Origin of the sequence: Mesobacillus harenae (genome assembly GCF_013343715.1) — a bacterium.
Taxonomy (GTDB): Bacteria; Bacillota; Bacilli; order Bacillales; family Cytobacillaceae; genus Mesobacillus_A; species Mesobacillus_A harenae.
Genome location: NZ_JABUNR010000007.1, coordinates 195200 through 220734 on the forward strand (window position 1 = coordinate 195200; position 25535 = coordinate 220734).

General features: G+C 41.0%; 25 protein-coding genes, 1 pseudogene and 1 riboswitch. Of the genes and pseudogenes, 8 read left to right on the forward strand and 18 right to left on the reverse strand.

The window, feature by feature from the left end; translation table 11 throughout:
• Positions 1 to 93 precede the first annotated feature (93 nt).
• Entirely contained in the window at positions 94 to 1989 is a 1896-nt protein-coding gene (locus tag HRJ06_RS10660; protein WP_174732884.1) for a heavy metal translocating P-type ATPase, read from the forward strand.
• 52 nt (positions 1990 to 2041) lie between these two features.
• Here HRJ06_RS10660 and HRJ06_RS10665 read toward each other — a convergent pair whose 3' ends face one another.
• From HRJ06_RS10665 to HRJ06_RS10675, 3 genes are all read right to left on the reverse strand, one after another.
• Positions 2042 to 2857, reverse strand: a complete 816-nt coding sequence (locus HRJ06_RS10665; protein ID WP_174732816.1) for a YihY/virulence factor BrkB family protein — start codon at positions 2855 to 2857, stop codon at positions 2042 to 2044.
• Positions 2858 to 2951: 94 nt separating this feature from the next.
• Positions 2952 to 3371, reverse strand: a complete 420-nt coding sequence (locus HRJ06_RS10670; protein WP_174732818.1) for a YtxH domain-containing protein — start codon at positions 3369 to 3371, stop codon at positions 2952 to 2954.
• A 16-nt stretch (positions 3372 to 3387) separates the two neighbouring features.
• Positions 3388 to 3855 carry a low molecular weight protein-tyrosine-phosphatase gene (locus HRJ06_RS10675; protein ID WP_174732820.1) on the reverse strand — a complete coding sequence of 156 codons (468 nt, stop codon included), beginning with the start codon at positions 3853 to 3855 and terminating at the stop codon, positions 3388 to 3390.
• 357 nt (positions 3856 to 4212) lie between these two features.
• On the opposite strand from HRJ06_RS10675, the gene HRJ06_RS10680 reads away from it, so the two are divergent.
• The 3 genes from HRJ06_RS10680 to HRJ06_RS10690 all read left to right on the forward strand — a co-directional run bounded on the left by HRJ06_RS10680 (position 4213) and on the right by HRJ06_RS10690 (position 6808).
• Positions 4213 to 5562: an alanine/glycine:cation symporter family protein gene (locus HRJ06_RS10680; RefSeq protein WP_174732821.1), complete on the forward strand. Its 1350-nt coding sequence runs from the start codon at positions 4213 to 4215 to the stop codon at positions 5560 to 5562.
• A 121-nt stretch (positions 5563 to 5683) separates the two neighbouring features.
• Positions 5684 to 5911, forward strand: coding sequence for a DUF1128 family protein (locus HRJ06_RS10685; protein ID WP_174732823.1), 228 nt, complete (start codon positions 5684 to 5686; stop codon positions 5909 to 5911).
• A 78-nt stretch (positions 5912 to 5989) separates the two neighbouring features.
• Positions 5990 to 6808, forward strand: a complete 819-nt coding sequence (locus HRJ06_RS10690) for an MBL fold metallo-hydrolase (RefSeq protein WP_174732825.1) — start codon at positions 5990 to 5992, stop codon at positions 6806 to 6808.
• A gap of 342 nt (positions 6809 to 7150) precedes the next feature.
• Here the strand turns inward: HRJ06_RS10690 and map are convergent, their stop codons facing one another.
• A complete protein-coding gene (map, locus tag HRJ06_RS10695) occupies positions 7151 to 7903 on the reverse strand; it encodes a type I methionyl aminopeptidase (RefSeq protein WP_174732827.1) in 753 nt (250 codons plus the stop codon).
• 142 nt (positions 7904 to 8045) lie between these two features.
• Positions 8046 to 8561 carry a DJ-1/PfpI/YhbO family deglycase/protease gene (locus HRJ06_RS10700; protein WP_174732886.1) on the reverse strand — a complete coding sequence of 172 codons (516 nt, stop codon included), beginning with the start codon at positions 8559 to 8561 and terminating at the stop codon, positions 8046 to 8048.
• A 213-nt stretch (positions 8562 to 8774) separates the two neighbouring features.
• Between HRJ06_RS10700 and HRJ06_RS10705 the strand changes: the two genes are divergently transcribed.
• Positions 8775 to 9050, forward strand: coding sequence for a late competence development ComFB family protein (locus HRJ06_RS10705; RefSeq protein ID WP_242035197.1), 276 nt, complete (start codon positions 8775 to 8777; stop codon positions 9048 to 9050).
• Between the two features lie 232 nt (positions 9051 to 9282).
• Here HRJ06_RS10705 and treR read toward each other — a convergent pair whose 3' ends face one another.
• From treR to HRJ06_RS10720, 3 genes are all read right to left on the reverse strand, one after another.
• A complete protein-coding gene (treR, locus tag HRJ06_RS10710; protein ID WP_174732829.1) occupies positions 9283 to 10011 on the reverse strand; it encodes a trehalose operon repressor in 729 nt (242 codons plus the stop codon).
• Positions 10012 to 10244: 233 nt separating this feature from the next.
• Positions 10245 to 11873 carry an acyl-CoA dehydrogenase family protein gene (locus HRJ06_RS10715; protein ID WP_242035203.1) on the reverse strand — a complete coding sequence of 543 codons (1629 nt, stop codon included), beginning with the start codon at positions 11871 to 11873 and terminating at the stop codon, positions 10245 to 10247.
• Positions 11874 to 11920: 47 nt separating this feature from the next.
• Positions 11921 to 12316 (reverse strand): MerR family transcriptional regulator, encoded by a 396-nt coding sequence (locus tag HRJ06_RS10720; RefSeq protein WP_174732834.1) that lies wholly within the window; start codon positions 12314 to 12316, stop codon positions 11921 to 11923.
• A 189-nt stretch (positions 12317 to 12505) separates the two neighbouring features.
• On the opposite strand from HRJ06_RS10720, the gene HRJ06_RS10725 reads away from it, so the two are divergent.
• Positions 12506 to 12826, forward strand: coding sequence for a helix-turn-helix domain-containing protein (locus tag HRJ06_RS10725; RefSeq protein ID WP_174732836.1), 321 nt, complete (start codon positions 12506 to 12508; stop codon positions 12824 to 12826).
• 116 nt (positions 12827 to 12942) lie between these two features.
• Here the strand turns inward: HRJ06_RS10725 and HRJ06_RS23470 are convergent, their stop codons facing one another.
• Both HRJ06_RS23470 and HRJ06_RS10735 read right to left on the reverse strand, forming a co-directional pair.
• Positions 12943 to 13086, reverse strand: coding sequence for an anti-repressor SinI family protein (locus HRJ06_RS23470; RefSeq protein ID WP_338421080.1), 144 nt, complete (start codon positions 13084 to 13086; stop codon positions 12943 to 12945).
• 29 nt (positions 13087 to 13115) lie between these two features.
• A riboswitch (cyclic di-GMP riboswitch) is annotated at positions 13116 to 13205 on the reverse strand.
• 226 nt (positions 13206 to 13431) lie between these two features.
• Complete coding sequence (locus HRJ06_RS10735) at positions 13432 to 13629, reverse strand: hypothetical protein (RefSeq protein ID WP_174732840.1); 198 nt, start codon at positions 13627 to 13629, stop codon at positions 13432 to 13434.
• A 261-nt stretch (positions 13630 to 13890) separates the two neighbouring features.
• Between HRJ06_RS10735 and HRJ06_RS10740 the strand changes: the two genes are divergently transcribed.
• The gene (locus HRJ06_RS10740; RefSeq protein ID WP_174732842.1) at positions 13891 to 14229 is read left to right on the forward strand and encodes a helix-turn-helix domain-containing protein; all 339 of its coding nucleotides are present in this window, start codon (positions 13891 to 13893) and stop codon (positions 14227 to 14229) included.
• Positions 14230 to 15237: 1008 nt separating this feature from the next.
• Here HRJ06_RS10740 and HRJ06_RS10745 read toward each other — a convergent pair.
• The 8 genes and pseudogenes from HRJ06_RS10745 to motA form a co-directional block, all read right to left on the reverse strand.
• Entirely contained in the window at positions 15238 to 16155 is a 918-nt protein-coding gene (locus HRJ06_RS10745; protein ID WP_174732845.1) for a pseudouridine-5'-phosphate glycosidase, read from the reverse strand.
• A gap of 3 nt (positions 16156 to 16158) precedes the next feature.
• The gene (locus HRJ06_RS10750; RefSeq protein ID WP_174732847.1) at positions 16159 to 17265 is read right to left on the reverse strand and encodes a carbohydrate kinase; all 1107 of its coding nucleotides are present in this window, start codon (positions 17263 to 17265) and stop codon (positions 16159 to 16161) included.
• Positions 17266 to 17436: 171 nt separating this feature from the next.
• Positions 17437 to 17511, reverse strand: a pseudogene (locus HRJ06_RS23220) (YjcZ family sporulation protein); the annotation flags it as partial.
• Positions 17512 to 17947: 436 nt separating this feature from the next.
• Positions 17948 to 18589, reverse strand: coding sequence for a pyridoxamine 5'-phosphate oxidase family protein (locus tag HRJ06_RS10760; protein WP_174732851.1), 642 nt, complete (start codon positions 18587 to 18589; stop codon positions 17948 to 17950).
• Positions 18590 to 18837: 248 nt separating this feature from the next.
• The gene (locus tag HRJ06_RS10765; RefSeq protein WP_174732853.1) at positions 18838 to 20226 is read right to left on the reverse strand and encodes an alanine/glycine:cation symporter family protein; all 1389 of its coding nucleotides are present in this window, start codon (positions 20224 to 20226) and stop codon (positions 18838 to 18840) included.
• Between the two features lie 386 nt (positions 20227 to 20612).
• Positions 20613 to 21824, reverse strand: a complete 1212-nt coding sequence (locus HRJ06_RS10770) for an MDR family MFS transporter (protein WP_174732855.1) — start codon at positions 21822 to 21824, stop codon at positions 20613 to 20615.
• Positions 21825 to 22039: 215 nt separating this feature from the next.
• Positions 22040 to 22825: a flagellar motor protein MotB gene (motB, locus tag HRJ06_RS10775; RefSeq protein ID WP_174732857.1), complete on the reverse strand. Its 786-nt coding sequence runs from the start codon at positions 22823 to 22825 to the stop codon at positions 22040 to 22042.
• A complete protein-coding gene (motA, locus tag HRJ06_RS10780; RefSeq protein ID WP_174732859.1) occupies positions 22818 to 23612 on the reverse strand; it encodes a flagellar motor stator protein MotA in 795 nt (264 codons plus the stop codon). The genes motB and motA overlap by 8 nt, the downstream gene beginning before the upstream one ends.
• Before the next feature lie 248 nt (positions 23613 to 23860).
• Between motA and HRJ06_RS10785 the strand changes: the two genes are divergently transcribed.
• Positions 23861 to 25339: a methyl-accepting chemotaxis protein gene (locus HRJ06_RS10785; RefSeq protein WP_174732861.1), complete on the forward strand. Its 1479-nt coding sequence runs from the start codon at positions 23861 to 23863 to the stop codon at positions 25337 to 25339.
• Positions 25340 to 25535 lie beyond the last annotated feature (196 nt).

Sequence of the window (25535 nt, forward strand, 5' to 3'; positions counted from 1 at the left end):
CTTTTTTAGGGTAATGATTTTGAGTATTATTCTCAATTAGAAAATCAAAAATGAGAAAATCGGAGGCGACAAACAGTGGCAGAACTATCCTATATGAAGGAAAAAGCCGCAAGACACGAAAGCTTTTTTGATAAAATTAAACCCCACTCTGAATTAATAGCTGCATCACTCAGCGGGGTATTGATTTTGATTGGGTGGATGCTAGGCAGCGCAGAAAATGGAAGTGCCTCAGTTGCTGCGTTTTTGCTTGCTTATTTGATCGGCGGGTATGCAAAGGCGAAGGAAGGCATTGAAGAAACAATTAAAAATAAAGAATTGAATGTTGAAATGCTGATGATCCTGGCAGCCATTGGTTCTGCAATTATTGGTTATTGGACAGAAGGGGCAATTTTAATCTTTATCTTTGCTATGAGCGGCGCTCTAGAAACTTATACTATGAACAAAAGTCACAAAGAAATTTCTTCGTTAATGGAGCTCCAGCCCGAAGAAGCCTTGCTTGTCAGTAACGGAATTGAACAGGTGATTCACGTTTCCAAGCTTACAGTTGGTGATATGATCTTAGTTAAGCCAGGCGAGCGTGTTCCTTCAGATGGAAAAATATCCCGTGGCAATTCGACAATTGATGAGGCCGCTATTACTGGAGAATCTATCCCTGTTACTAAAACCTCCGGCGAAGACGTATTTGCTGGCACGGTCAACCTAACCGGATCAATAACCGTCGAAATTACAAAGCCAAACAATGAAACGTTATTCAATAAAATCATTCTTCTTGTGCAGTCGGCTCAAAGTGAGAAATCTCCTTCACAGCTATTTATTGAAAGATTCGAAGGCACCTATGTAAAGGTGGTACTTTCAGTTGTCTTGCTAATGATGTTCCTCCCTCACTTTCTATTAGGATGGTCATGGACTGAAACTTTTTATCGGGCAATGATCCTACTTGTTGTCGCCTCACCTTGCGCACTCGTAGCCTCCATTATGCCTGCAACCCTATCTGCTATTTCTAACGGGGCACGGCATGGGATTTTATTTAAAGGCGGAGTTCACTTAGAAAACTTAAGCAACTTGAAAGCAATCGCCTTCGATAAAACTGGTACACTGACAAAGGGAAAGCCTGTAGTTACTGACGTTATTATTAATGAGAACATGTCAAAAACGGACGTTCTTTTGAAAGCTGCTTCAATTGAAGGCCACTCGACCCACCCTCTTGCACAATCAATTGTAAATTACGTCAAGGGAGAATTAACAGCCCCCCTTTTACAGCCAGAAAGCATCGAGGATGTTTCCGGCTGGGGTGTTAAAGCATTTGTGGATGGAGCTGACTGGAAGATTGGCAAAGCAGACTTTGTTGGACGAAGTAAAGCGGATGCGTTTGCCTCTGGATCAGCAGGCAAACTAGCACTACAGGGAAAGACGGTTGTTTTTATCAAGCGGAATGATGAAATTGCAGCACTTTTCGCGTTGAAAGATGTTGTACGTGAGGAAACCAAGAGTGCGATTGAGTTGCTTAAATCGCAAGGAATTTACACCGTAATGTTAACTGGAGACAGTTCAAATACAGCGAAAGCCATTGCGGCAGAAAGCAGTGTTGATGCATATATAGCCGAGTGCCTGCCGGAAACAAAGGTCGACGAATTAAAAAAATTAAAAGGTAAATATACAACAGTAGCGATGGTCGGTGATGGAATTAATGATGCTCCAGCAATGGCTACTGCAAATGTTGGGATTGCAATGGGCGAAGGAACTGATGTTGCTTTAGAAACAGCCGATGTTGTATTAATGAAGAATGAGCTGCCTAAAATAGCAGAAGCTATTCGCCTCTCAAAGCGAATGAATCAAATCGTAAAACAAAATGTAGTTTTTTCAATTTCTGTCATCATGTTACTTATTATCACAAACTTTTTGCAGATTCTAGACTTGCCATTTGGGGTAATCGGCCATGAAGGAAGCACCATATTAGTTATCTTAAATAGTCTAAGGTTATTACGTTAAATAGCTTATACAAAAACAAAAAGAGCCGGTTGGCTCTTTTTGTTTGTTAAAATTAACAGCGCCGGTTCTTGTCACTGAAATACGCATTGATGGTTCCGCCAACTATTATAATAAATCCGGATATGTAGAGCCAAAGCATAAGAACAATTATGACCCCTATGCTTCCGTATGTATCAGTAAAATGAGCAAAATTACTTACATAGTAAGAAAATGCAAGTGAGGATAGGATCCAGCCAATTGTTGCAAAAATCGCTCCAGGAAGTGCACTCGTACATGTAAGCTTTTTATTCGGTGTTATCCAGTACAGCCCTGTGAAGACGATAAATAAAATAATGACAGAAATTAGCCATCGCAATGTATTCCAAGTTTTTAAAAATTCATCTGACAATCCAAAATGAGAAAAAAGAAATAAGCCAATCTCCCGGCCGAATACAGGCAAAAGAAGCGCAATAATAAACACAAAGATCATTGCTACAGTCATGACGACCGACATGCCTCGTGCCACAATAAAAGAACGTGTCTCTTTAACTCGATAAGCTTTATTGAAAGCTATTATAACTGCATTCATTCCATTTGAAGCTGACCACAAGGTTGCAACAAACCCGAATGACAACACCTTCCCGCCACTTTTCATAATATCGGATAAACTATTTTCTATAAACGCCATCGTTTCACCCGGAGCATAGTCACGGATTATTTGAAGTAAATCAGCCTCTGAAATAGGTAGATAGGCAACAAGTGTAAATAAAAATAGCAGAAGAGGAAACAAGGAAAGCAAAAAGAAGTATGCCAGCTGGGCTGCCAAGGCTGGAATGTCATCCGTTTGAATCCTTTGCCATATGTGCCGAAAAAACGATAAATCAACCATGACAACACCTCTTTTTCTGTTCCTTCTCTTCTGCCGTTCTTACAAGGCTAACAACCCAGTCCATATGGTCCAACGAGTTGTTAGCATTTGTTTGTTAGTGCATATAGTCAGTTTGGTCATTTTGCGTTGTGTCTGTTACAGCCGGGGGAGTGAAAACTGTGTTCCCCATCGGCTGCTGCGCACTTGCACCGTTTCCAGAACGGGTAAACGCTTGCTTTGTATCTTTCACGATGTCTGCAACCTGTGGAGTAACCTCTCTGATTTCATCCACCTTCTCTGCGATATACGAAACATCATCTGAAACCTGTTGAACTGCAGTCCGGACTTTCGTTACCGTCTGCCTAAGATCACCCATGAATTGATTTGGATTTTTAGCTATATATGCAGCATTTTCACCTACGCTGCGAGCATCTTTCATAACAGAACGGCGAGTCTCTCTATTAAGAAGAGCGATTCCTCCGCCTGCTAGAGCTCCGTATAGCATACCCATCAAAAACGTTCGTGAATTCCCCATTCGCATTCCCTCCATTTTATATTTTATGGTTGATTTTTATATGATCCAGCAATGACTGGCAGCCAGCATCAATTAGCTGATAAACCTCATCAAAGTTTCCTGTGTAGTAAGGATCTGGAACATCTTTGTTACCCTGCTCACTATAATCAAGCAGTCTGGAAATGATTGTTACTGATTCTGATCCAGCAAGGGAATGAACATTGTTTATATTATCCATGTCCATTCCAATCACATAATCAAAATTTAATAAATCATCCTTAGTTAGCTGTCTAGCTTTAATACCTTTATATTCGATTTTATACTGGTCTAATATCTGTCTTGTACCCTCGTGAGGCGAATTCCCAACATGCCAATCGCCAGTCCCTGCTGAATCAACCAGAACTTTCTGCTCTAGACCTTCCCGAATTAAAAGATCTCGAAACCTTGCTTCAGCCATTGGCGACCGGCATATGTTCCCCAGACAAACAAAAAGCACCTTAAGCATGACTCCAATTCCCCCTCTATTACATTTTCCACGATTTACGCATTATCATGCAAGCATGACGTATGCATTATTTCCCTTATGTAAAATTCTAAGCCAACCCTGGAATTTAAAAAGCAGCCGTTAGGCACCTCTTTCATGATTTAGTTGTCCTTTGACACATCGGCCGAACATCGAGAAAAATTAATCGAATAATTTTTAGTTCGTTGAAACTACTCTAGCAGCATTTGATTGAAGACACCTATCTAGCTTATCTAGTTTGCTGAACCCTTTAACTTGACTTTCCGGCTGTGTTTTCAGAATATTCTTCTTAGGGGCTTCATTTATTATTTAAAAAAATTTAAGCAGGGAGGAAAATGCATGAGTTTTCAAGATTGGATTAACACGATTAGCGGCTGGGTATGGGGACCTCCACTTTTAATTCTGCTTGTCGGTACAGGTCTTTATTTAACTATTCGTATTGGATTTTTACAGATGAGGCTGCTGCCTTATTCTCTAAAGCTTGCGTTTACAAAAAACCAGGATAAAACTTCCGAGGGAGATATCTCCCATTTCCAGGCCTTAATGACTGCCCTCGCCGCAACGGTTGGCACAGGGAATATAGCTGGGGTAGCCACTGCGGTATTTATGGGGGGACCTGGTGCCGTATTTTGGATGTGGATCACCGCACTTGTCGGAATGGCCACAAAGTATGCTGAGGCCGTGTTAGCCGTTAAATATCGCGTAGAAGACGCAGACGGTGAAATGTCCGGCGGACCAATGTACTATTTAGAAAGAGGACTTGGTCAAAAATGGCTCGGCATTCTTTTTGCCCTTTTCGGCGCAATTGCTGCTTTTGGGATCGGTAATATGGTTCAATCTAATACTGTTGCGGATGTTGTTGAATCGACCTTTTCTGTCCCCGTTTGGGTTACAGGCATATTACTCACCATCTTTACGGCTCTTGTTATTCTAGGCGGAATAAAGAGTATTGGGAAAGTGACTTCATTTTTCGTACCAATCATGGCAGCCTTTTATTTGATTGCTGGTATTATCGTTATGATTGTAAACTTTGATCTAGTACCTGCAGCTATCGCACTTATTTTTACTGATGCATTTACAGGAGAAGCTGTTGCCGGGGGTGCTATTGGTACGGTGATTCGCTGGGGGGTAGCTCGAGGAGTTTTCTCAAACGAGGCCGGTCTTGGCTCAGCCCCAATTGCTGCTGCAGCAGCGAAAACAGACTTGCCCGGCCGGCAGGCTCTTGTTTCCATGACCCAGGTGTTCATTGATACACTTGTTATTTGTTCTATCACAGGGATCACTCTTGTCATGGGAGGTCTCTATAACGGGGAGGCGACTGGTGCTGAGTTGACATCACTAACCTTTGAAAAGTTCCTTGGCTCAACCGGTTCAATGATTATTGCTATTGGACTTTTATTCTTTGCCGCATCTACAATCATTGGTTGGTCTTATTACGGAGAAAAATGCTTTTCCTATCTGTTTAGTAAAAGTGTCGTCATTTATTATCGAATAGTGTTTGTTTTAGCTGTCTTTTTAGGCTCTATTTTACATCTCGATATTGTTTGGGGGATAGCTGATATCATGAACGGTCTTATGGCCTTCCCGAATCTAATAGGACTTCTTGGCCTATCTGGTGTAGTCGTCCTGGAGACAAGAAAAATAATCAAAACAATAAAAGAAGAAAAAGAACGATCAATAGAAACGTAATCTTTTAATTAAAATTAATAATTGAAGCCCGTCCGGCTGTGTTTATGCAGCCGGAATTTGTTTGACTTTTCCTTCAGATAATGGAAAGATAATTGTACTAATGTTGAGAGGATGAAATGGTGTGGACTTATCACAAAAATCAACGGAGAACGTAGAATTTATGATTGAAAAAATCAAAGAAAAACTAAAAGTATTGAATATGGGAGCTATAAAGCCTTCACACTTTGACGGTGAGATGTATGAGGAACTGAGAGATGTTTATGAAATGGTAATGAGAAAGAACTCTTTCAGTCCGAATGAAATGCAGGCAATTGCAGAAGAACTTGGAAATCTCCGCAAGCAATCATAATTGCTGAGAATCTTTTCATACTAATGATAGGAAACCTCTATACACCTTCTTAAACCGAAACCTGCCTGGAGGCTTATAATGATTCTTTTTCAGGATACAAATATAACCATATTTCAAAGCAGCCTGTTTCAAACAAATTCAATAGTTGTTCATACAGAGGATCTGGTCATGGTTGTCGATCCTGGCTGGCTCCCGGCTGAAATCAAACAAATCCAGAAATATGTCAATGACATTCGGAACGGACGGCCGCTCTATGTTTTTTATACTCATTCTGATTATGACCATATTATTGGACATGGTGCCTTCCCTGAGGCAAAAATCATTTCGTCCGATTCATTCGCCCGAAAAAAAGACAAGGAAAAAGTAATTGAGCAGATCTTGAGGTTTGATGACTCCTACTATATCGAAAGAGATTATCAAATCTCTTTTCCTGAGCCTGACATCATTATTAAGGAGGACGGCCAGTCATTGACTGCAGGCCATACCTCTCTTTTTTTCTATTTAACACCTGGCCATACTGAATGTAGTGCTGCTTGTCTCGTTGAACCCGGCGGTATTTTGATTGCCGGGGATTACCTTGCGGAAGTTGAGTTTCCCTACATATACCATTCAAGTTATCAGTATGAACAAACTTTATCCAAATTTAAGAAGGCTCTTCTAAACCCGTACGAAATCCATATGCTGATCCCCGGCCACGGGCCCGCTGCTGACTCCAAATTAGAAATTGAAGCTAGGAGAAGCGCTTCCCTGCGTTATATCGAGCAATTGCGCGGCCTTGTACAAGAGAATAAGATTGATCAGTCCTATAACTTAATTTCAGGTTATCCGTTTCCAGGTATCATGAATAAATTTCATGAAGGAAACATTCAGCTAATAAAGGAAGAATTGACGCGTTAAGCATAAGAACAAAGTGTAAGCGTTAAGAATAGCCCCGCTAGAAGGTGAAGTCATTCTACAAATCACCAGCTAGGCATCTACCTAAAATCGCTCCTTTGCAGCCTTGCGACGCGGCCTCAGTCGTAGGAGCAGGACTTCCTGGGGTCTTGTTTCCTCTAGTGACGCAGAAGCGATTCTCGAGTGACTGGAGCACACCGATTTGAGATAAAGGAAACACGAAGAGCGATAGCGATTCGATGTTGACTTATCGCTGGGAGGTGGGCGAAGTACACGAGTCGCTGGGCGCTGGAGCTGGATGATTAAAAACAGCCGGTACAGTTTATCGCATCCGGCTGTTTCATTTTACTCATCCTGTTCCGTTAAAATAATCGGTCCTTCTTTTGTAATTGCAATCGTATGTTCATACTGTGCGGAATTTTGAGCATCGATTGTCCTGGCTGTCCATTTATTCGGATCCATTTTCGTCTCCCAGCGGCCCGCATTCACCATAGGCTCAATGGTAAATACCATACCCTCTTTGATCCTCGGCCCTTTTCCAGGCAGACCAAAGTGGGGAACATCTGGCTTTTCATGGATTGTTGCTCCGATGCCATGGCCAATGAACTCCCGCACCACCGAAAATCCCTCTCCTTCAACATATGACTGGATAGCATGGCCGATATCTCCAATCCGATTACCAGGAACGGCTGCTGCGATTCCCTTATATAGAGATTCCTTTGAAACATCCAGCAGCCTTTGGGTTTCGCTATTTACTTTCCCAACTGCGTACGACCAAGCAGAGTCTGCTAGAGCACCATTTAAATTCACGACCATATCAATCGTAACAATGTCGCCTTCTCCCAATACTTCCTTGCGGGGAAACCCGTGGCAGACTTCATCATTAATACTGGCACAAGTTGCATATTCATATCCTCTGTACCCTTTTTGCTGAGCTGTTGCTCCATGCCTGCTTAAATAGCTGTCTACAAATTCATTGATTTCCCATGTACTTACTCCCGGGTTAATCAGTTTTTTTATTTCTTTATGGCAGGATGCGAGAAGCTTCCCTGCCTCCCTCATTTTTTCTATCTCACGCGGAGATTTTAACACAATCATTCCTGATAACCTGCCTCCCATAATGGTGCTGTTGAATCCATATGCTTAATATTAACTTGCTCAGCCTGCAAATTCAAAAAATATTGATTGATTTATATGTATGTAAAAACCCCTTCGCATGTACACACGAAGGGGGGTTCCATTATTTGAGAAGATTTATGGACTCTCGGTTAAAAGCTGGAATGTCATTTGGATTCCGGCTGGTTACTAGCTGGTTTCCACAAACAACAACCTGCTCGTCTTTAAAGTTTACACCTGCATTTTCCAAATCTACCTGAATTGACTTAAAACCTGTGGCTGTTCTGCCTTCCAGTGTTTTTGCTGTAATTAACAGCTGCGGACCATGGCAGATGGCTAAAACCGGTTTATTCTCATCCATAAAAGCCTTTGAAAACTTAACAAATCGGTCATCTGCTCTGAGCTGGTCAGGCGAGAAGCCGCCCGGCAGGAAAAGCGCATCAAAGTCTTGCGGGTTTACTTCATCGATACCCTTATCAATTTTTGCAGTTGCTTTACCTTGCTTGCCTTTAACAGTCTTTCCGCTTTCTTTTTCAATCGTAATCACTTGATGGCCTGCTTCAGAAAATGCCCGTGCAGGCTCTAGATATTCAGAATCCTCAAAGTCATTTGTAATGAGACATGCAATTTTTTTCATAATGCATTACTCTCCTTTTTTAAAAATTCTTAATGACCACACATGGATTTGATTCCCTGAACTAGTCTTCATAAAACATGCCTTGCCCATTCCCCTATTCATAAATACCCTGGCAAACTATCTGCTTACCAGTCTAAAATTCTTCTCTATTATCAACTTATTTTAAGATATTTTAAGATATAATGAGGCTATCAACATACAGAGAGCGGGAACATCATGGAAGAAAAATTCGTTAATGTTATGGAAGAAGTAGTCGTCACCCTAGTTACTGTACTAATGCATAGTCCTGATTATCAAACATTTTGCAGCTGTGAGAAATGCCGGAATGATATTATTGCACTCAGCCTGAATTCTCTCCCCAGTCACTATGTTACAACAGAAATTGGCCGGAAAAATGTTTTTGAACAGCTCAACACGCCAGGTAACCTACAATGGATCAACAAGCGCATTATCAGCTCCATCCACCTGGTCGGAAAATATCCGAAACATTAAGACGGGTTGTCACCATCGATTTAGCAGCCAAAAGCCACTGAGGTTAATCTGTCTTTGGTGAAGTGGCAAAGGTTCACTAATCGCTCTTCGTTCGTGCTGAATGGATTACCGTCACCCTTGAAGTTTGAATTTCTTAACGGCAAAAAGTCTTCAGCACATGGCTGAAGACTTTTTTACTATTTAAGCTAAAAGCCTGACAAGAAAATGGCAGATTATCTCTTACTTCCATGAATTAAGGCATCGGTGAACTATCCATTCTACGCGCAAAGTCAACGAAGCGGAACTTATCTGGCCTGTGTCTGGATTCGGTATATTGAAACTGGGTAGCATCCTCAAAATAAATATAATTTTTCACTACGACAATACTCTGAAAATCGTCCATATCCAGATATCGCCTGTCTTCTGCTGTTGGTTCCTCTACGGTAAACTCTTTCCTGGCAAAGCTTATTTTTTTATTGAGCTCATGTTCAATATAAGCAAAAATAGAGTTTTGGCAGATCTCTTTTGTTAAACCAGGAACAAGGTGCGCCGCCAAATAATCTTTATCAAGAATAATTTTTTCTCCATCTATCTTCCTGATCCGGAACACCCTCCAAATACTATCCTTAGCACTCACATTTAGGTGGCCCAGCATTTCCTCATCAGGCTTCTGACAGGAGAATTCAGCTACCATTGTTTCTGCATTCCCACCGATTTTACCGGCCAGTTCTTTAAAGCTTACTAATCCCGAAATCGGAAACTGCAGCTTTTTCAAATCGAGCACTAGTGATCCCTTACCCCTGATTTTCTGAATCATTCCATTCTGGGCAAGCAAATTTAAGGCTTTCCGGATTGTCTCTCTTGAGGTGTTGTAAATTTCGGCAAGTTCGTTTTCAGAGGGCAAAATCGTCTTGGGGCGGTACGTGCCGTTTTGAATCCGTTCAGCAAGTTCTTCATAGATAATCAAATATTTTTTTTGCATATTTCGACTCCATTACGTTTTTTGTTCCCTTTATTCTACCTTGTTTCAGACTATTTGAGAACAATCGCCGAACTTACACAGAGCTTTTATTCAATCGTTTAATTAGTTCCCGATATATTGACCCTAAAGGGCTTTCTAGCTAATCAAACGTTTGATTAAATGATCTGCCATAAAAACCTAGTGATATCACTTCGAGCGCGGTCCTTCTCCAGTATCCCAATGTAACGGACAGTTTAGCCTATTGAAGCTTTAACAGAGCCATAGTTTAGGATTATGTCATAATATCTTAGTGAAAGCATTTCCTCATCATAATGCTCATTGATCCCCCAAGTATTTTGAAGAAAAACACGAGCAATGATTACTTTTCGTTCCCCTCCAATTGCAGCATCCTTCAATGCAATGAGGCTTTCATAAATTTTTGCCATCAGCTTGCCGATTCGTTTGCTATGGTAAGTCTGTGTATCTCGATCTGCATTTAAAAGTAACGCGAATATTGCTTCAAGCTGTTTTATCCCCTTCCAAACTGGGGTTGCATAGACTTTCAGGTGCTCGGGAAGCTTATTTAAGTCTGCTGTGATTGTTTTTAGAAATAGTTCACCAGCATCAAATCTTTCAATTAATCTAATTACCTCCAAACCTAATATATTTGCAGTTCCTTCCCAAACAGTTAATACTTGAGCATCTCTTAAGAGCCTTGGGGTCACAAAGTCTTCTATATATCCGTTTCCTCCATGAATTTCAATTGCCTCATGACTAAAGTGAATTGCCTGTTCGGCTGTTTCAGCCTTTAACACAGCTATAAGCAGGCGGTTCAGTGCCAAATCCTCTTGTGTTATTGATTCATCTTTCCTTGATACTTGGTCAAACAAATTTACAAGAGAGAAAACAGCCCCAGTCTCAACTTCTTGGCGGACCGCCAGTTTAACAAGCGTCTCCTTTACCATGGGGAAATCGGTAAGATAGCTGCCAAAAGTATGTCTTGTTGCCGCGTAGTTTCTTGCTTCAATAAATGCCCTTTGCATAATACCCACTGATGCAACAGCATTACAAATTCTAGAAAGGTTTAATGCCTCCATCATGTAATGAATGCCTTTATTGGGATCTCCGACAAGATAAGCTTCTGCCCCGTTAAATACAACCTCAGCAGATGGAACTGCACGGACCCCGAGCTTATCTTTAAGGCGCCGGATTTCAAGGTTATTTAGCTTTCCATCATCTGTTTTCCATGGAACAAGAAACAGACTCAGTCCCTTTGACCCGCTTTTGGCACCTTCTCTTCTGGCTAGCACCATTGCTATACCGCAAGCACCAGCATTGGACGCAAAGTATTTTTCTCCGTGAATCTTGTAATGGCCGCCTTCCAGGACTGCCTTTACTTCATTCGCGCCCACATCAGAACCACCCTGTCGTTCAGTTAAAAATGTTGCGCCTTCATAAAGCTCCACTTCTCCTGTAGATAACACATGGGGAAGATACTTTTTCTTTAACTCTGTATCACCGTACTCATCCAGTAAATAGGCTGTAGCCATCGTTAAGGTCACCGGGCAATAAAATCCTGGTTCTGTCTGTGAAAGTAAGTAACCCTGTGCATATGAGTAGAGGTAACTTCCCTTTCTATTTAATTCAGGAATCGGTTTATGGACGTACCCGACAATTCCCTCATTATAAGTCTGTTCAACCGTCTTCTTATAACCCTCATTCAGCCAAACTTCGGAAATATCATTTCCTAAACGATCATATTTAATCAACTTAGGCTGTCCTTCTCTATCTGTATGGCTTGCTCTCTGATCAATTTCCGTACCACACAGTTCCCCAAAACTATCCAGTTTTCCCTCAGCCCATCCATAAAACTCATCGTCCATATATTGTTTTAAAATGAATGACAGATTGGGATCTTCCCTATAAAAATTCACTGAAATTCCTCCTTTTGTCTTGGTAAGCTTATCCCTGCTTCAAGCCTTCTCATCATTTCTTCCATTTCAATTTTTAACTCTTGAAGTTCTTCGATTCGTTCATTTATCTCTAATATTTTCTCTTTTCCATATCCTAGTGTGCGTACCAGCTGCTTTTGGCCAGTTGGATCCTGGTCGAACAAAAGAACCATCTCTTTAATTTCATTAAGCTGAAAGCCAAATCGTTTTCCCCTCATTATCAGCTTCAGTCTTGCATAATCTTTTTTGGTAAAAATTCGTCTCGAATTCTGATTCCGTTCTGGGCATATGAGCCCCATCTCCTCGTAATACCTAATTGTCCGTGTGCTGACAGCAAACTCCCGTGCCAGCTCTGAAATAGAGTAAATTAGCATCCCCTCATTTATTTATAATTTTCTGTAAATAATTATAACATTAACGTTAACGTAAGCTTCAAGCATGCTTTTGTATTATAAAATAATAGGCTTATTTACATATTTTTCGTGAAAATTGTTCTTTATATGGAACTATTAAAGTTTTTTTGATATGATGATTATATATATATAATAAGGTGTGTGAGTCTGGTGATCGGTGAACGAGTAAAGAAATTGCGGCAAGAGAAAAAGATGAGTTTATCCGAGCTGGCAGAACAGGCTGGTGTTGCTAAATCTTATTTGAGCTCGCTCGAAAGAAACTTGCAAACCAACCCTTCTATTCAATTCCTTGAAAAAATTGCAGGGGTGCTTAATATTCCGGTTGACCACTTAATTCATGATCATCCCAATAAGGAAGAGATGGATTCAGATTGGCTGAAATTGGTCAAGGAAGCTATGGATTCAGGAATTACTAAAGATCAGTTCAAAGAGTTTTTAGAATTTAATAAATGGCGCATTAACCAAAAATAAACCAGATAGGCCTGTTGATCTCGATGATCAGGCCTATCTGGTTTTAATTTGGCATTAAGTATTCATTTACTTTAAAGAACTATTGCCATTCTTTCACAATATGTACTTCGCTGGCTTTAATTCTTCCTATAATCCTGTTGGTTATGGCAATTTAAAAACTGCCTGATCTCTTCCTTATCTATTCCTAGTTCCAATGCTTCCATAATTAGCTGCATCCATTCGCTGTCTAGTTCTTCCGGTACTGATTTTTCTTTTATCACTTTGTTCCCCCCAAAATACCTCGCGCATTCCAGGTAATCCGGCTGCCATAGCATGAACCTCATCCCTTAGACCCGTGACTTTGCGTCCCAGCCTTTCAGCTGGTTTGCCTTTTTCTGTGACGTTAGACTTATTTATAAAGAGATTGTAACTGGTTCTATTTAATTATATTGTTATTATTTGTCATGTAAGGTTAAAACTATTGAGATATTTTATCCCATTAAATTACAAAAAAACAACGGGTAGTTAAGACTATTCAGACTTTTTTTCTCGAATTGCCATTTTAATGTCAGAATAAATCAGAATAGGGCGATATTTATTGCTAATTTAACCCCCAAAAAGCCGTTTTATTGGTTACCGTTATTCAGTACATAACGGTAACTCTCCAGCTTTCCCTTTGGAACTGCTCCCACCCTCTCAAGGGTAACTGCATTAAAAAAGGGATAAGCGGTTAAATCATTACCGCAAATTGGGCAATTCCACATTCCATGCTCACTGCTGCTATAGGAAGGCCGGTGACAACGGTCACAGTTTTTTCTATACATAAAGATCCCCCTTTTTCGATTTGCACTGAATTAATTCGGAATACTAGATTTAAGCATTTTTCGTTCTTTATATATTACAATTTGAGTATAATTCATTAGCTAATTAGATGAAAACTATCAAAAATAGCTTTATATTCTCTTTAAAGAACTAAAATCGTTCTTTTTCATGAAAATACTCTTATTATCTTAGTTTTAGTTCTTTCCAATAAGTAATTTGTTCGTTATAATGAATATATCTACTTTATTAAGGAGATTACACTAATGGTAGGAGAGCGTATCAAGCGGCTTAGGGTACAGAAAAAATACTCCATCAATGAATTAGCTGATAAAGCAGGTATCTCCAAATCATATCTGAGTTATATTGAACGGGGTATACAGGAAAATCCTTCCTTGCAGGTTCTTTCAAGATTGGCGCGGTCCCTTAATACATCGGTCGAAGATCTCATGGGGACGACTGGCAATGAAACTGACTTCGATCCGAATGTCGATAAAGAATGGCTGCATTTAATTGATGAAGCCATTGAGCATGGCATTAGCAAGGAGCAATTTTCATTCTATCTTGATTTTATAAAGTTCAGGAACAGAGGAGAAATCGAGTGACAAGTGAAAACAAGGTTTATTTTGAGGCAATATCTTTTTTAATGTGTTAAGAACTCAAGTACCAGTTGGTGAAGGCCTCGGGATTACCAAAGCTTACTACCATGTCTAAGGACTGTATTAAACTTTCCTGTTATTTCCGCCCCAACAAACATTTTCCTTTAACACAGCAAAAAAAATAAACACACCCCATGAATTGGTCTAACGGGTTCGGTTTTCGAATAAAAAAACTAATTAGCACACCGATTAGCAGTCCTATTCGCAACTGGATTAGGCTGCTTCTTTTTTGTTCGGGCCTTTGAAAAAGTGAACCGGTGAAAATTTATGTAATTTCGCACCCCTTGTAACATGATGACATCATTTTTTTCCAACATGAGAATTCATATGCTAATTGGTATGCTTATCCTTAATTCAGGAATCAGTGATCTATAAAATAAGCGGAGATTTTCCCGTTATACTGCAGGATAGAACTCGGTTCGGGGGTATAAGCGGAAGTTTTCCCGTTAAGTAAGGCACAATGTCCGATTTTCATATTTTTGGAGCAAATAGGCGGAATCTCTCCCTCTATTTAAGCTATTTCTCATGTTTTTTTCTAAATAAGAGGAATTTCTCCGCTTATTTATTCAGCCATGAGATTCCCTCCTCTGGTCCGTGAGAGTCCGCTCTTTTAGGGTTGAAGAAGAGGATGCACCGCTATGCAAACAAGGTTGCAGAGTCAAGAATGGGTGCAGGAGTTGTTTTATAGGAATGATGTTTTTCATTATCCAATCTTGCAAAATAGCTGAATTAGGACGCTAACGAGTAGCGATACTTGAGAATAAGGAATCGCTAATGGACTGCCTGGATGCTTACCTTCCATAAGATTGCATAAAAAATGCTTGGAGCATATGTCTCCAAGCATTTTCTTTGCTAATTTACTTACCAATTTTCTTTTTACTCTAATGCCTGAAATCGCATTATGAATTGCTCAGGTTTTTTTTGAATTATTGACAGGAAACACTATTCAGGCTATTAATCCAAACTATTTAATTGCACTGCGATCTGTGAGCCAACCTTCGCGTTATTCTTTACTAGTGCAATATTAGCTGTTAAGCTCGTCCCCTCTGTTAATTCCTTTACCTTCCCAAGAAGAAACGGAGTGACTTCTTTTCCGGAGATATTATTCTCTTTTGCATCACCTAGTGCCTTTTCGATAACAGCCGTAATGAATCCTTCTTCAAGCGCATCCGCTTCGGGAATAGGATTCGCTATGACAACCCCTCCTTGCAGCCCTAGGCTCCATTTAGCAGCGAGCATTTCCGCCGCATCATGAGGAGTATCAATACGGAAATTGACTTTATATGGGCTTGTCCTTGTATAGAAAGCTGGCAGGGCGTCCGTGCCATAACCAGCAACCGGAACTCCTTGTGTCTCAAGATATTCGAGTGTTAAGCCTATATCAAGAATCGATTTTGCTCCGGCGCAAACGACCGCTACATTTGTTTTAGCTAGCTCCTGAAGGTCGGACGATATATCCATTGTCGTTTCTGCCTCACGGTGTACGCCGCCAATCCCACCGGTAACAAACACCTTAATACCTGCAAGCTCAGCGCAAATCATTGTAGCTGCAACAGTGGTCGCCCCATTCTTTTTTGAAGCTAAAAGGTAAGGCAGATCACGCCTGCTGGCCTTTTCAATGTCCGGGCTTTTTCCAAGGAACTCCAGTTCTTCATCAGATAAGCCAATTTTAATCTTTCCATTTAAAATAGCAATGGTTGCTGGAACTGCACCATTCTCACGGATAATCTCTTCAACTTCCTTAGCTGTTTTAACATTTTGCGGATAAGGCATTCCATGCGATATGATCGTTGACTCTAATGCAACTACCGGTTTATTTGTGCGTCTTGCCTCTAAAACTTCCTTTGAATAATCAAGCCATTTCTCGTACATAAGTCACACTCCAGTTTTAAAATATTGTTTAAATGTTTCTTGAAGCCGTGTGTTATTAAGGGTTTGGTTAACAGTTTCCTTTGATTGCAGCGTGAGCAGGGAACATGCCATGCCAATTTTGCAAGCATCCTCTGGCCCCAGTCCATTTAAGTGAGCAAATATAATTCCAGCCACAAGAGAATCACCGGCTCCGGTCACGTCTAAAACTTCTACACGAGGTGCAAGAAGGACGCCTGCTTGCCCTTGTTTAGTAAAATAAATTAAGCCCTGATCACCGCGCGTGATCACTACCTTATCTGCACCCTTTTTAATGATCTCCTCAGCAGCTTTGAAAAAGTCTCCTTCATCCTTAATGTCTATATTTGAAAGGGCTGCTGCTTCCTCCTTATTGGCTATAAGCCAGGTAACGCCTGATAAATCCTGAGGCAGCTTCCTTACCTTAGGGGCTGATACAGGCGTTATGCAAAGAGGGATGCCCTCTTCAAAGCATCTTCTAATTGTATAGGAAAGAACCTCATCAGATGGATTGGTGTCTAAGACAACAATTTCACTCGATGCAACATGACCCCATTTTTCCTCCAGGGTTTCCTTTTCAATCGAATCATATATACCCATATCAGCTAAAGCAACACTCATTTCACCCTCTTCATTCAAGACAGCTGTATATGTTCCTGTATTCATACCTGTAATGACTTTAGATGGAGTAACATCTGCATAAGGTTTCGTACTCTCGAGCAGCCATTTCCCTTCATGATCCTCTCCAACAACCGTCATCAATCCCACACTGCAGCCGAGCCGCCCGAGGTTTTCAGCAATATTCCTCGCTACCCCACCGCATGATTGGGAAGTCTCCGCGGGATTTGATGTTCCAAGCAATAGCCTTTCATGCACCTGGATTTTCCGGTCAACATTGGCTCCCCCCACACAAAGGACCTGACGGCTTGCTGGGAGAATATATGCCCGACCAAGAATTTTTCCTTGTTTAATAAGAGAGGAAACATATCCAGCAACAGCTGAACGTGACAAGTCAGTTTTTGCTGCAAGTTCCATTTGAGTAACAAATGGATCTTCTTTTATTAACTTAATGATTAAAAACTCTTTTTCATTCAAAGGCTTCACCCCCTTTTAAAACATTTGTCTAAATTATAAACTTTTGTTTATAAAATAACAAGTCCAACTGGAATAAGAGTAATCAATTACCTAGTACCATTCTTCCTTAATTAAACTAATTTTATATAAAAAAATACCGCCTGCTCCTTTAGAGCAAGCGGTATCGTTTTCTTAGTAACCCCAAGAAGCACCAATGATTATCAATAAAATAAACAATACAACGATCAGCGCGAAGCCTCCGCCGTACCCAGCACCGTAGCCTGCTGCCCCGCCGTAGCCATAACCGCCATATCCTGCACCGTAGCCGTAGCCCATATTTTTCACCCCCTAACAATTTTAAAGAGAGAAAAGCAGTGGGAAGCGCCTCCGCTGGTAAGGTGTGTGTGAAATTAACATAACGTTCTTACAGCGGGCATACTTCACAATGCCTTACTAAATACTATGGAAATATGCCTTAATTTGTATGGACGAATGCCTTATGTTATTAAAAAAAGAAAGACCTGCCGGACAATCGGCAGGTTAAAGGAGTTAGATAGCGTGTTACGGTTTGATCTGGCGTACTAAATCTTATGCTTTTAAAAGAGTATTGCTTGGACGATTGGCTTATTTTGTTTAATTAATATATTGTTGTTGAAAAACACTTAGGGGAAAAAAGAGCGTACTGCTCCAACTTTCTCTAGTTTTAATATAAACGCTTTGTATAACTTTCTTCGAGACGATCTGCAATTCCTTCTTCTGAAAGTCCCGCTGATTTTGCATGTGAAGCCATCATTTTTGCTGCCGAAGGAAGTGTCTCCGCAGGTGCCCAAGTGTCTTGCTGCCATAGTGCTGATCGTTTTAAAGCCTTGGCACAGTGGATAAAGCATTCTTCCGCTTCCACTGCTATTGATATTAGGGGGGTACGTCCATTTACAGCCGATTTTTCAAGTAAATCCTTATCAGTTACGAGACAAGCCTTGCCGTTAATTCTTAACGTTTCTCCAAGGCCTGGAATAAGAAACAGCAATCCAACTCTCGGATTTGATAATATATTTTTTAAAGAGTCTAACCTGCGATTTCCGGGACGCTCAGGTATAACCAGATGCTTTTCATCCAAGATATGAACAAAACCTGGTGCATCTCCTCGCGGGGAAACATCACAATTTCCTGAACTGTCAGTTGTTGAAAGCACCAAAAAAGGTGATTTTGAAATAAAATCGCGACAATGTTCATCAATGTTATCAATTACCTTCTTGCTTGCAAGGTCACCTGGGTAGCCTAACAAGCCTCTAAGCTCTTCCTCCGTAGTAATAGTTTGTTTGAAGTTCACTAGATTATTTGCCATTTACATTCCTCTTCCCGTTCTGGCTTTTGCTGTTTTACTATTTATATTTTTCGCCTTTAAGAACAGAATTCCTTCCGAGCCAATCAAGTTTGCAATCCAGACACTTTTTCTTTGGGCTGTATAAGATTATTTTGGCATTTTAAGAAAAAGCAACCGCATGTCCCATCGTTCGGACACGCAGTTGCTTTTATAGGATAGGGCTCATCAAGTATTTAGGAATCCATTATGCTAACGAGTTCTTGCCAATTCTAATCTTTTGGGTATTTGTTTTTTTTGACATCCTTTAAGTAATATAGATCAGACGTAAAGAATTCATGAGTTAATCTTTTGACCTCTTTACTCAATAAAAGCACTGCGACGACGTTAGGTATCAGAATACCTGCCAAGGCAAGGTCCAGGAACTGCCAGATTGTTTGGGCTGCTCCTATTGACCCAAGAATAATTGCCGCCATGTAAACAATTTTGATCAAAAACCCTGCTTTTATTCCAAACAAAAACTCAGCCTGTTTTGCACCATAGTGAATGATAACAATGATCGTGGAAAGGACAAAGAAGATTAGGCAAATAGTTACAAGAAGGCTTCCTGCTGTTCCAAAATACTTTGAAAATGCAATCGTTGTGAGAGCCGATGGGTCGTTCATTGCCCCTTCCTCAGTCCATACCCCTGAGGAAAGCACAACAAAGGCGGTTGCCGAACAAATAATTAGGGTATCCACTAAAACTCCGATGACCGCCCAGAATCCTTGCCTGACGGGATGATCTGTTTGAGCAGCTGCATGGGCAATTGGCGCCGTACCGAGCCCAGCCTCATTTGAATATAATCCCCTTGCAAATCCCCACCGAACAACTTCCGCCAAGGCAACACCAGCAAATCCGCCGAGTGGAGCCATTGGCTGAAAGGCATAGGTGAATATTAAACTTAATACTCCTGGCAGCTTATCTATGTTCATAATCAAAATAATAAATGAAGCTCCAACATAAAATAATGCCATGAACGGAATAAAAATCTCAGTTATTTTCCCGATCCGTTTAATACCTCCGAAAACAATTAAGCCAACTAATAGTGAGACGGAGATCCCTGTGTAGAGAGGGTTAATATTGAAGGTTTCAGAAACCGCAGAGGCGACTGCATTACCCTGAACCATAATACTTGGAACAAGTTCAATCATAAGAGCAAAAGCGAACCAAACTCCAAGCCACTTCATGTTCAGGCCTTTCGTCATATAATACATCGGCCCTCCGACATATTCACCCGCTTCGTTCCTTTCACGAAAACGTACAGCGAGTACACTCTCAGAGAATTTAATAGCCATCCCAAAAATAGCAATGACCCACATCCAGAAGATAGCACCCGGTCCGCCAAACATGATGGCAGCCGGTACACCAATAATGTTAGAAGCACCTACTGTGGAGGATAATGCCGAGGTTAGGGCCTGAAAGGGGGTAACCGTACCCTCTCCTCTAGGTTTTTTAAAAATGCTCCCAAATGTCTGTTTAAAAATATATATCGGATACCGAAATTGAAAGAATCCAAGTAACACAGTTAGATAGAGGCCTGTTCCGACAAGCAATATAATTAGGGGCGGCCCCCATAGCCAGTTCGAAATTGTTGTTACATAAGCTAGAATCGTTTCCAAATGTGGTCCTCCTTTAATAATATGCACAGCTAACTGACTTGCTTTTTCCCTCTTCAGTTTGAACCTAAACCGAAGCAGAACATCAAATGAGTTTTCATAATCATCTGAAAATTAAATGTCTTTTTGGCGGCCCCTCCAATATAATATTAATACTATGAAAGTGTTTTTATTTGGATTTAAGGGGGCAAGGAGAGTTCATGTTACACTTAATAAATTTTGCCATCCCGATTACAATGATGTTGTTCATTGGTTTTCTTGTTGATAAGATGTGCCAGCCTGACGTTCCCAGCCAAAAAGTAGATAAATAAACCTGCCTAAATCACAAGGCAGGTTTATATTAATAGTATCAAATTAATTGACTTACCCTACTTCTCTCTTAAATGCATCTACTTTTTCACCATAACAGGCACCCGGGCAGGCACCTTGCTGCCAAGCATGAAAAAGACAATACTGGCCAGGACAATGGAAGCCATTACGCCAAACATGATGGTTCCTCCTGCTTCGCTAAGCAAAAAGCCCCCAATAATCGGTCCGGAAAAATGGCCTAATTTACGAAATTGGGCTGCTCCGAAATATGCTCCCCGCAAGTGTTCCACCGCAAGCTGGTCAACAAGGTAACTGCTGGATGGGAATATTAATATCTCACCAATCGTTAATAGAAACATCGAAACAATGGCCATCGTCCATCCGTTTACCACCCCGAACCCCAATAAGCCGGCTGATAAAAATACCGCTCCCGCCATCATCACCTGCATAGTCGGGAATCTTTCCACATAGTGGCTGATTGGCATCTGCAGCAAAACCACGATCACTGCATTCAAGGAAAGCAAAGCAGAGTATACAAAAACAGCGTTATCAATAGAAGCGGTTAAATGCTGAGGCAAATTTGACTCCACTTGGGCGTACCCCGCATTGATCAGAATACTGCCAAGAATTAAAAAGCCTAATGCCTTATCCCTTCCGATTATTTTTAAAGAAGCGGAAAAAGTAACCCGTTCCCCTGAAGCCAGATTGTTCGTAATTGAAAACCGATTTAAAACGATAAGCAGGACAACAGAATAAACTAGATAGACAGTACCTGTAACCAAGAAAGCAGACTTGGCAGAAGAGAGAGCCAGATACGCACCCAGCAGAGGACCGACCGAAGCTCCGATATTAATGGCCGTGTACCGAAGTGAAAAAGCTCTCATTCGTTTCTCTTTAGGAGTAAGGTCAGCTATTAGCGCCTGAGATGTTGGTTCGAAAAATGACCCGCATAAGCCGTTAAATGCATTTAACAAGATGAACCAGCCTGGTGAATCGGCCAGCATAAACCCGAAGAAAACGAGTACCCATACAAATAACGCACCTATCATGATTGGTTTTCGACCGAAACGGTCGGAGAGATAACCTCCCAGAAACCCTCCTACGGTGGCCATTAATGGACTGATCCCTATGGTTATCCCGATCAGCACTGGATGCAGCTCAAGGCTTCGAGATAAATAGATTGCCAGAAAAGGCAGGGTCATATAGGAAGCACCCCGCGCAAGAACTGTTCCAGCAAGCAGCACCCAAACAACTGGATGAAACTGAGAATAATAATTATGTAGTTTTCCCATACAATTTCTCCTCACACTCCGGTTTCTAAATAATACCAAAAATAAATGAGAATGGAAATACGGATTTGGGCTGGGAAAGCACCTAAATCCTCTGACTGAACTAATTGGTTGACTTACGTTTTTTTACCAATAGCTGGCGTTAATACAAAGCACAAAAAAGATTAAGACTAGTTTTATATAATGAAGAAAAGCTGAACCCACTTAAAGGTTCAGCTCTAGTTCCGAGGCAGGATTAAAATTTCAACACGTCTGTTTCTCGCTTTCCCGGCTTCAGTCTCATTTGTATCTACAGGCTGGAATTCCCCAAATCCTTTAGCACTGAATGAGCTTGGATCAAGCTGATCATGTTCCAGCAGTATCTTCATAAATTCAACTGCCCTCATGACACTAAGCTCCCAATTTGACTCATATCGGGCAGTACTGATCGGGACGTTATCAGTATGTCCACTTATAATAATGTTTCGGGGAGGATCCATAACGAGTAGGTTGGCGATTTCCCTTGCTGTTGGAAGATCCTCCAAACGAACATCTGCTCTTCCAGATTCAAATAGAAGATTATCCCTAATTGTGACAAGCAGTCCCTCTTCTGTTAAAGATGTATCCAGCTTCGAAGTTAGTCCTTTGCTGTCAATGTAGGAGTTCACTTTACGCTGCAGCTCCAGTAGCTCTGCCCTGTCCTTTTCAAGCTCCTCTTCCGTCTTCCCGTCTTCCTCTAGCTCGTCAGTTTGTTCCTCTTCCTCCTTTTTGTCCTCTTTTTCTATAATAGGCTGATTTTGATTTTCCGGAGTGGGACTTTCAAATTCAAGTACACCTGTACCGCCAGAGAAAACATCATTAAATGACCGGGACAGGTTTTGAAATTTTACCGCATCGACTGAACTCATCGCAAACAGAACAATGAACAAGGCCAGCAGAAGAGTTAAAAGGTCTGCATACGGAATAAGCCAGCTTTCATCTATATGCTCATCATGCTCCTGCCTTTTCTTTCTCCGCCTACTCATCCGCCTTCACTCCGCTTTCTTCCAGCACCAGCTTCCGCTCGCTAGCTGGCAGATAAGAAGAAAGCTTTTGTTCGATCACTCTCGGGGCTTCTCCTTCAAGGATGGAAAGAATTCCTTCCACCATCATGTATTTAACCTTAGCTTCTTGTTTCGACTTTCTTTTAAGTTTATTTGCAAAGGGATGCCACAATACATAACCTGTAAATATTCCAAGCAGCGTCGCAACAAAAGCGGCACTAATCGCTCGGCCAAGTTCGTCAGTATTGTCCATATGGCTTAACGCCGCTATCAATCCAACAACCGCTCCTAATACCCCTAGAGTTGGAGCATAGGTTCCAGCCTGGGAGAAAATAGCTGCTCCGGCATGATGCCGCTCTTCCATTGCTTCAATTTCCTCTGTCAGCACATCCCTGATGTAATCCGCACTTTGCCCATCAACCGCTAAGGAAAGCCCGCTTTTTAGGAATTCATCTTCAATTTCACCCGTTCTTGCTTCCAATGCAAGCAAGCCTTCTTTACGTGCAAGCTGGGCCCAATCTGAAAACATGCCGATTAAATCTGCAGGAGAAAGCAATTTCTGTTCTTTGAATAATACCCCAAAAAGTTTTGGGACTTTCTTTAGCTCATTTGTAGGAAAGGCAATCATAACAGCTGCGACTGTTCCTAAAATAATAATTAGAATAGCGGCAGGATTTAAGAGGGCGGCAGGACTTACCCCTTTTAAAACCATCCCAACTCCGACTGCAATAATCCCCAGAATAACGCCTATTAACGATGTTTTATCCATGTTAGACTCCCCTTGTCATCCAGCTGTCTCACAGCTATTCCAAGGAATAGCCGGCATTTATCATACTAAATTCGATTATATTTAGGTCGAAAATATAACTCTTTCTTTATTTCGACATGTTTTTAAAAAATTTAAGTTATCGGTTCGAATTTTAATTCTCAATTAAATTTCTCTTTTCATCGATAACTCATTAAGTAAATCTTTTATTTTGCCGATATAATAATCAAATACATAAGGGGGATCTTACATTGGAGGCTATTCAGTCACTCCGCAGGGAGGATACACGCAAAAAAAACATACTTATGCTGGCCACCTATTCTTTTTCACTGCTGGCCACTATTGGCTACACATTCATGAATCAGGAACCAGCCTTTAAGCTTATCGTCTATATAAGCGAGCTGTTATTTTTTGTGCTGTCTTATTTTATATTTCAATCTTGGTTGAAGAAAGAAATCGTGTTTCCTTACGCAGCTATTATTACTATCTATATCCATCACTTTATTTACATAGGCGGTCATGGCGGAACTGGTGCCTTTCTTCTTGTACTGCTGTTTTTGGCCGTCTTTTCTGCTATCCATTTCAATATGAAAATTTTCTTACTCGGGTACTCACTTGGACTGGCAGCTGTTATTATGAATAATCTGCTAGCTGTTGAACACGCTGACTATTTAAATGATCAGTTTGCGGCGATTGTCCTTCTTTACGTTTTAATTGGTGCAGTGTTGTACGTGCTAATAAAACTAAATGAAAAACAGTATAATTCCCTTGAGGCGTTTTTAGCGGATTCAGTGCAGGAAAAGGAACGAAAAGAGGAACAGGGCAAACGCCTGCACGGAGAACTGGTCGTCATTACCGGCAGCCTTTCGAAAATTAACGATCAGATTCAGACTCACCTTTCATCCCAAAATGAAATGAAATCAGCAGTCCAGGAAATTTCAGCTGGCAGTCAGATTCAGTCAGAACAAATTAATATTATTTCCGAAAGTGCTGAACTGACGAAACGAAAAATGGATGAAATGTCAGAGGTCTCTCTTCACTTATCAAACAGCACCTCAATCGCGGCCACTGCTTCCGAAAACGGTTCCGTTAAAATTGAAGAGCTTCAAAAAGACATGGAGGAACTGTCAAATTCTATTTCCGAGCTTGGACTAACCTTCTCTCAGCTGACTAAGAAGATCGAAGAAACAAATGGCTTCACAGTCAGCATTCAGAAAATTACTGAACAAACTAACCTGCTCGCTTTGAATGCATCAATTGAGGCCGCCCGTGCAGGAGATGCAGGAAGAGGATTTTCGGTTGTTGCCGAAGAAATTCGTAAGCTTGCAGAAGTAACCCGGGAAACAGCCAAACAAATTACTGAAAATCTTGCCGCTGTTAATGAAACCAACTCTGCAGCACTAGACAAGATGAACAAAAGCAGTGAAAAGTTTTCCGAAAGTTTGTCTGCAGTAAATGAGGTTTCTGGCTTATTTACGAAGGTAAGCAGCACTCTTAAGGAGCTCCATTCACAATTTAGCCAGTACGAACGCTCCGTAGAAGATGTCAAAGCTCAGTCTGGTGAAGTTGAGATCTCGACAAGGGAACTAGCCGCCATTATCGAAGAAGCAACGGCTGGATTAGAGGAAATGAACGCCACCATCGAAAATCTGAATGACGATAATCATCGAATAGCAGATTATGTAACCGAAACAAAAAAAGCCGCTGATAAAATCAGCGAGATGTCTTGATTAAAAGTGTGAGCAAGCTTGAAATAACTAGAAAAGGGTGCCCCAAAGGTATAAACCTGAGCTATACCCCGTATAACGGACACTGATAAAAAAGTGTCCCTTATACGGGGTTTTTTGTGTTTCAATAGAATTATTGAGGGGACGGAGGAGTATCATGGGGAAGAATTTATATACCGATTTTCAGATAAAAGAACTT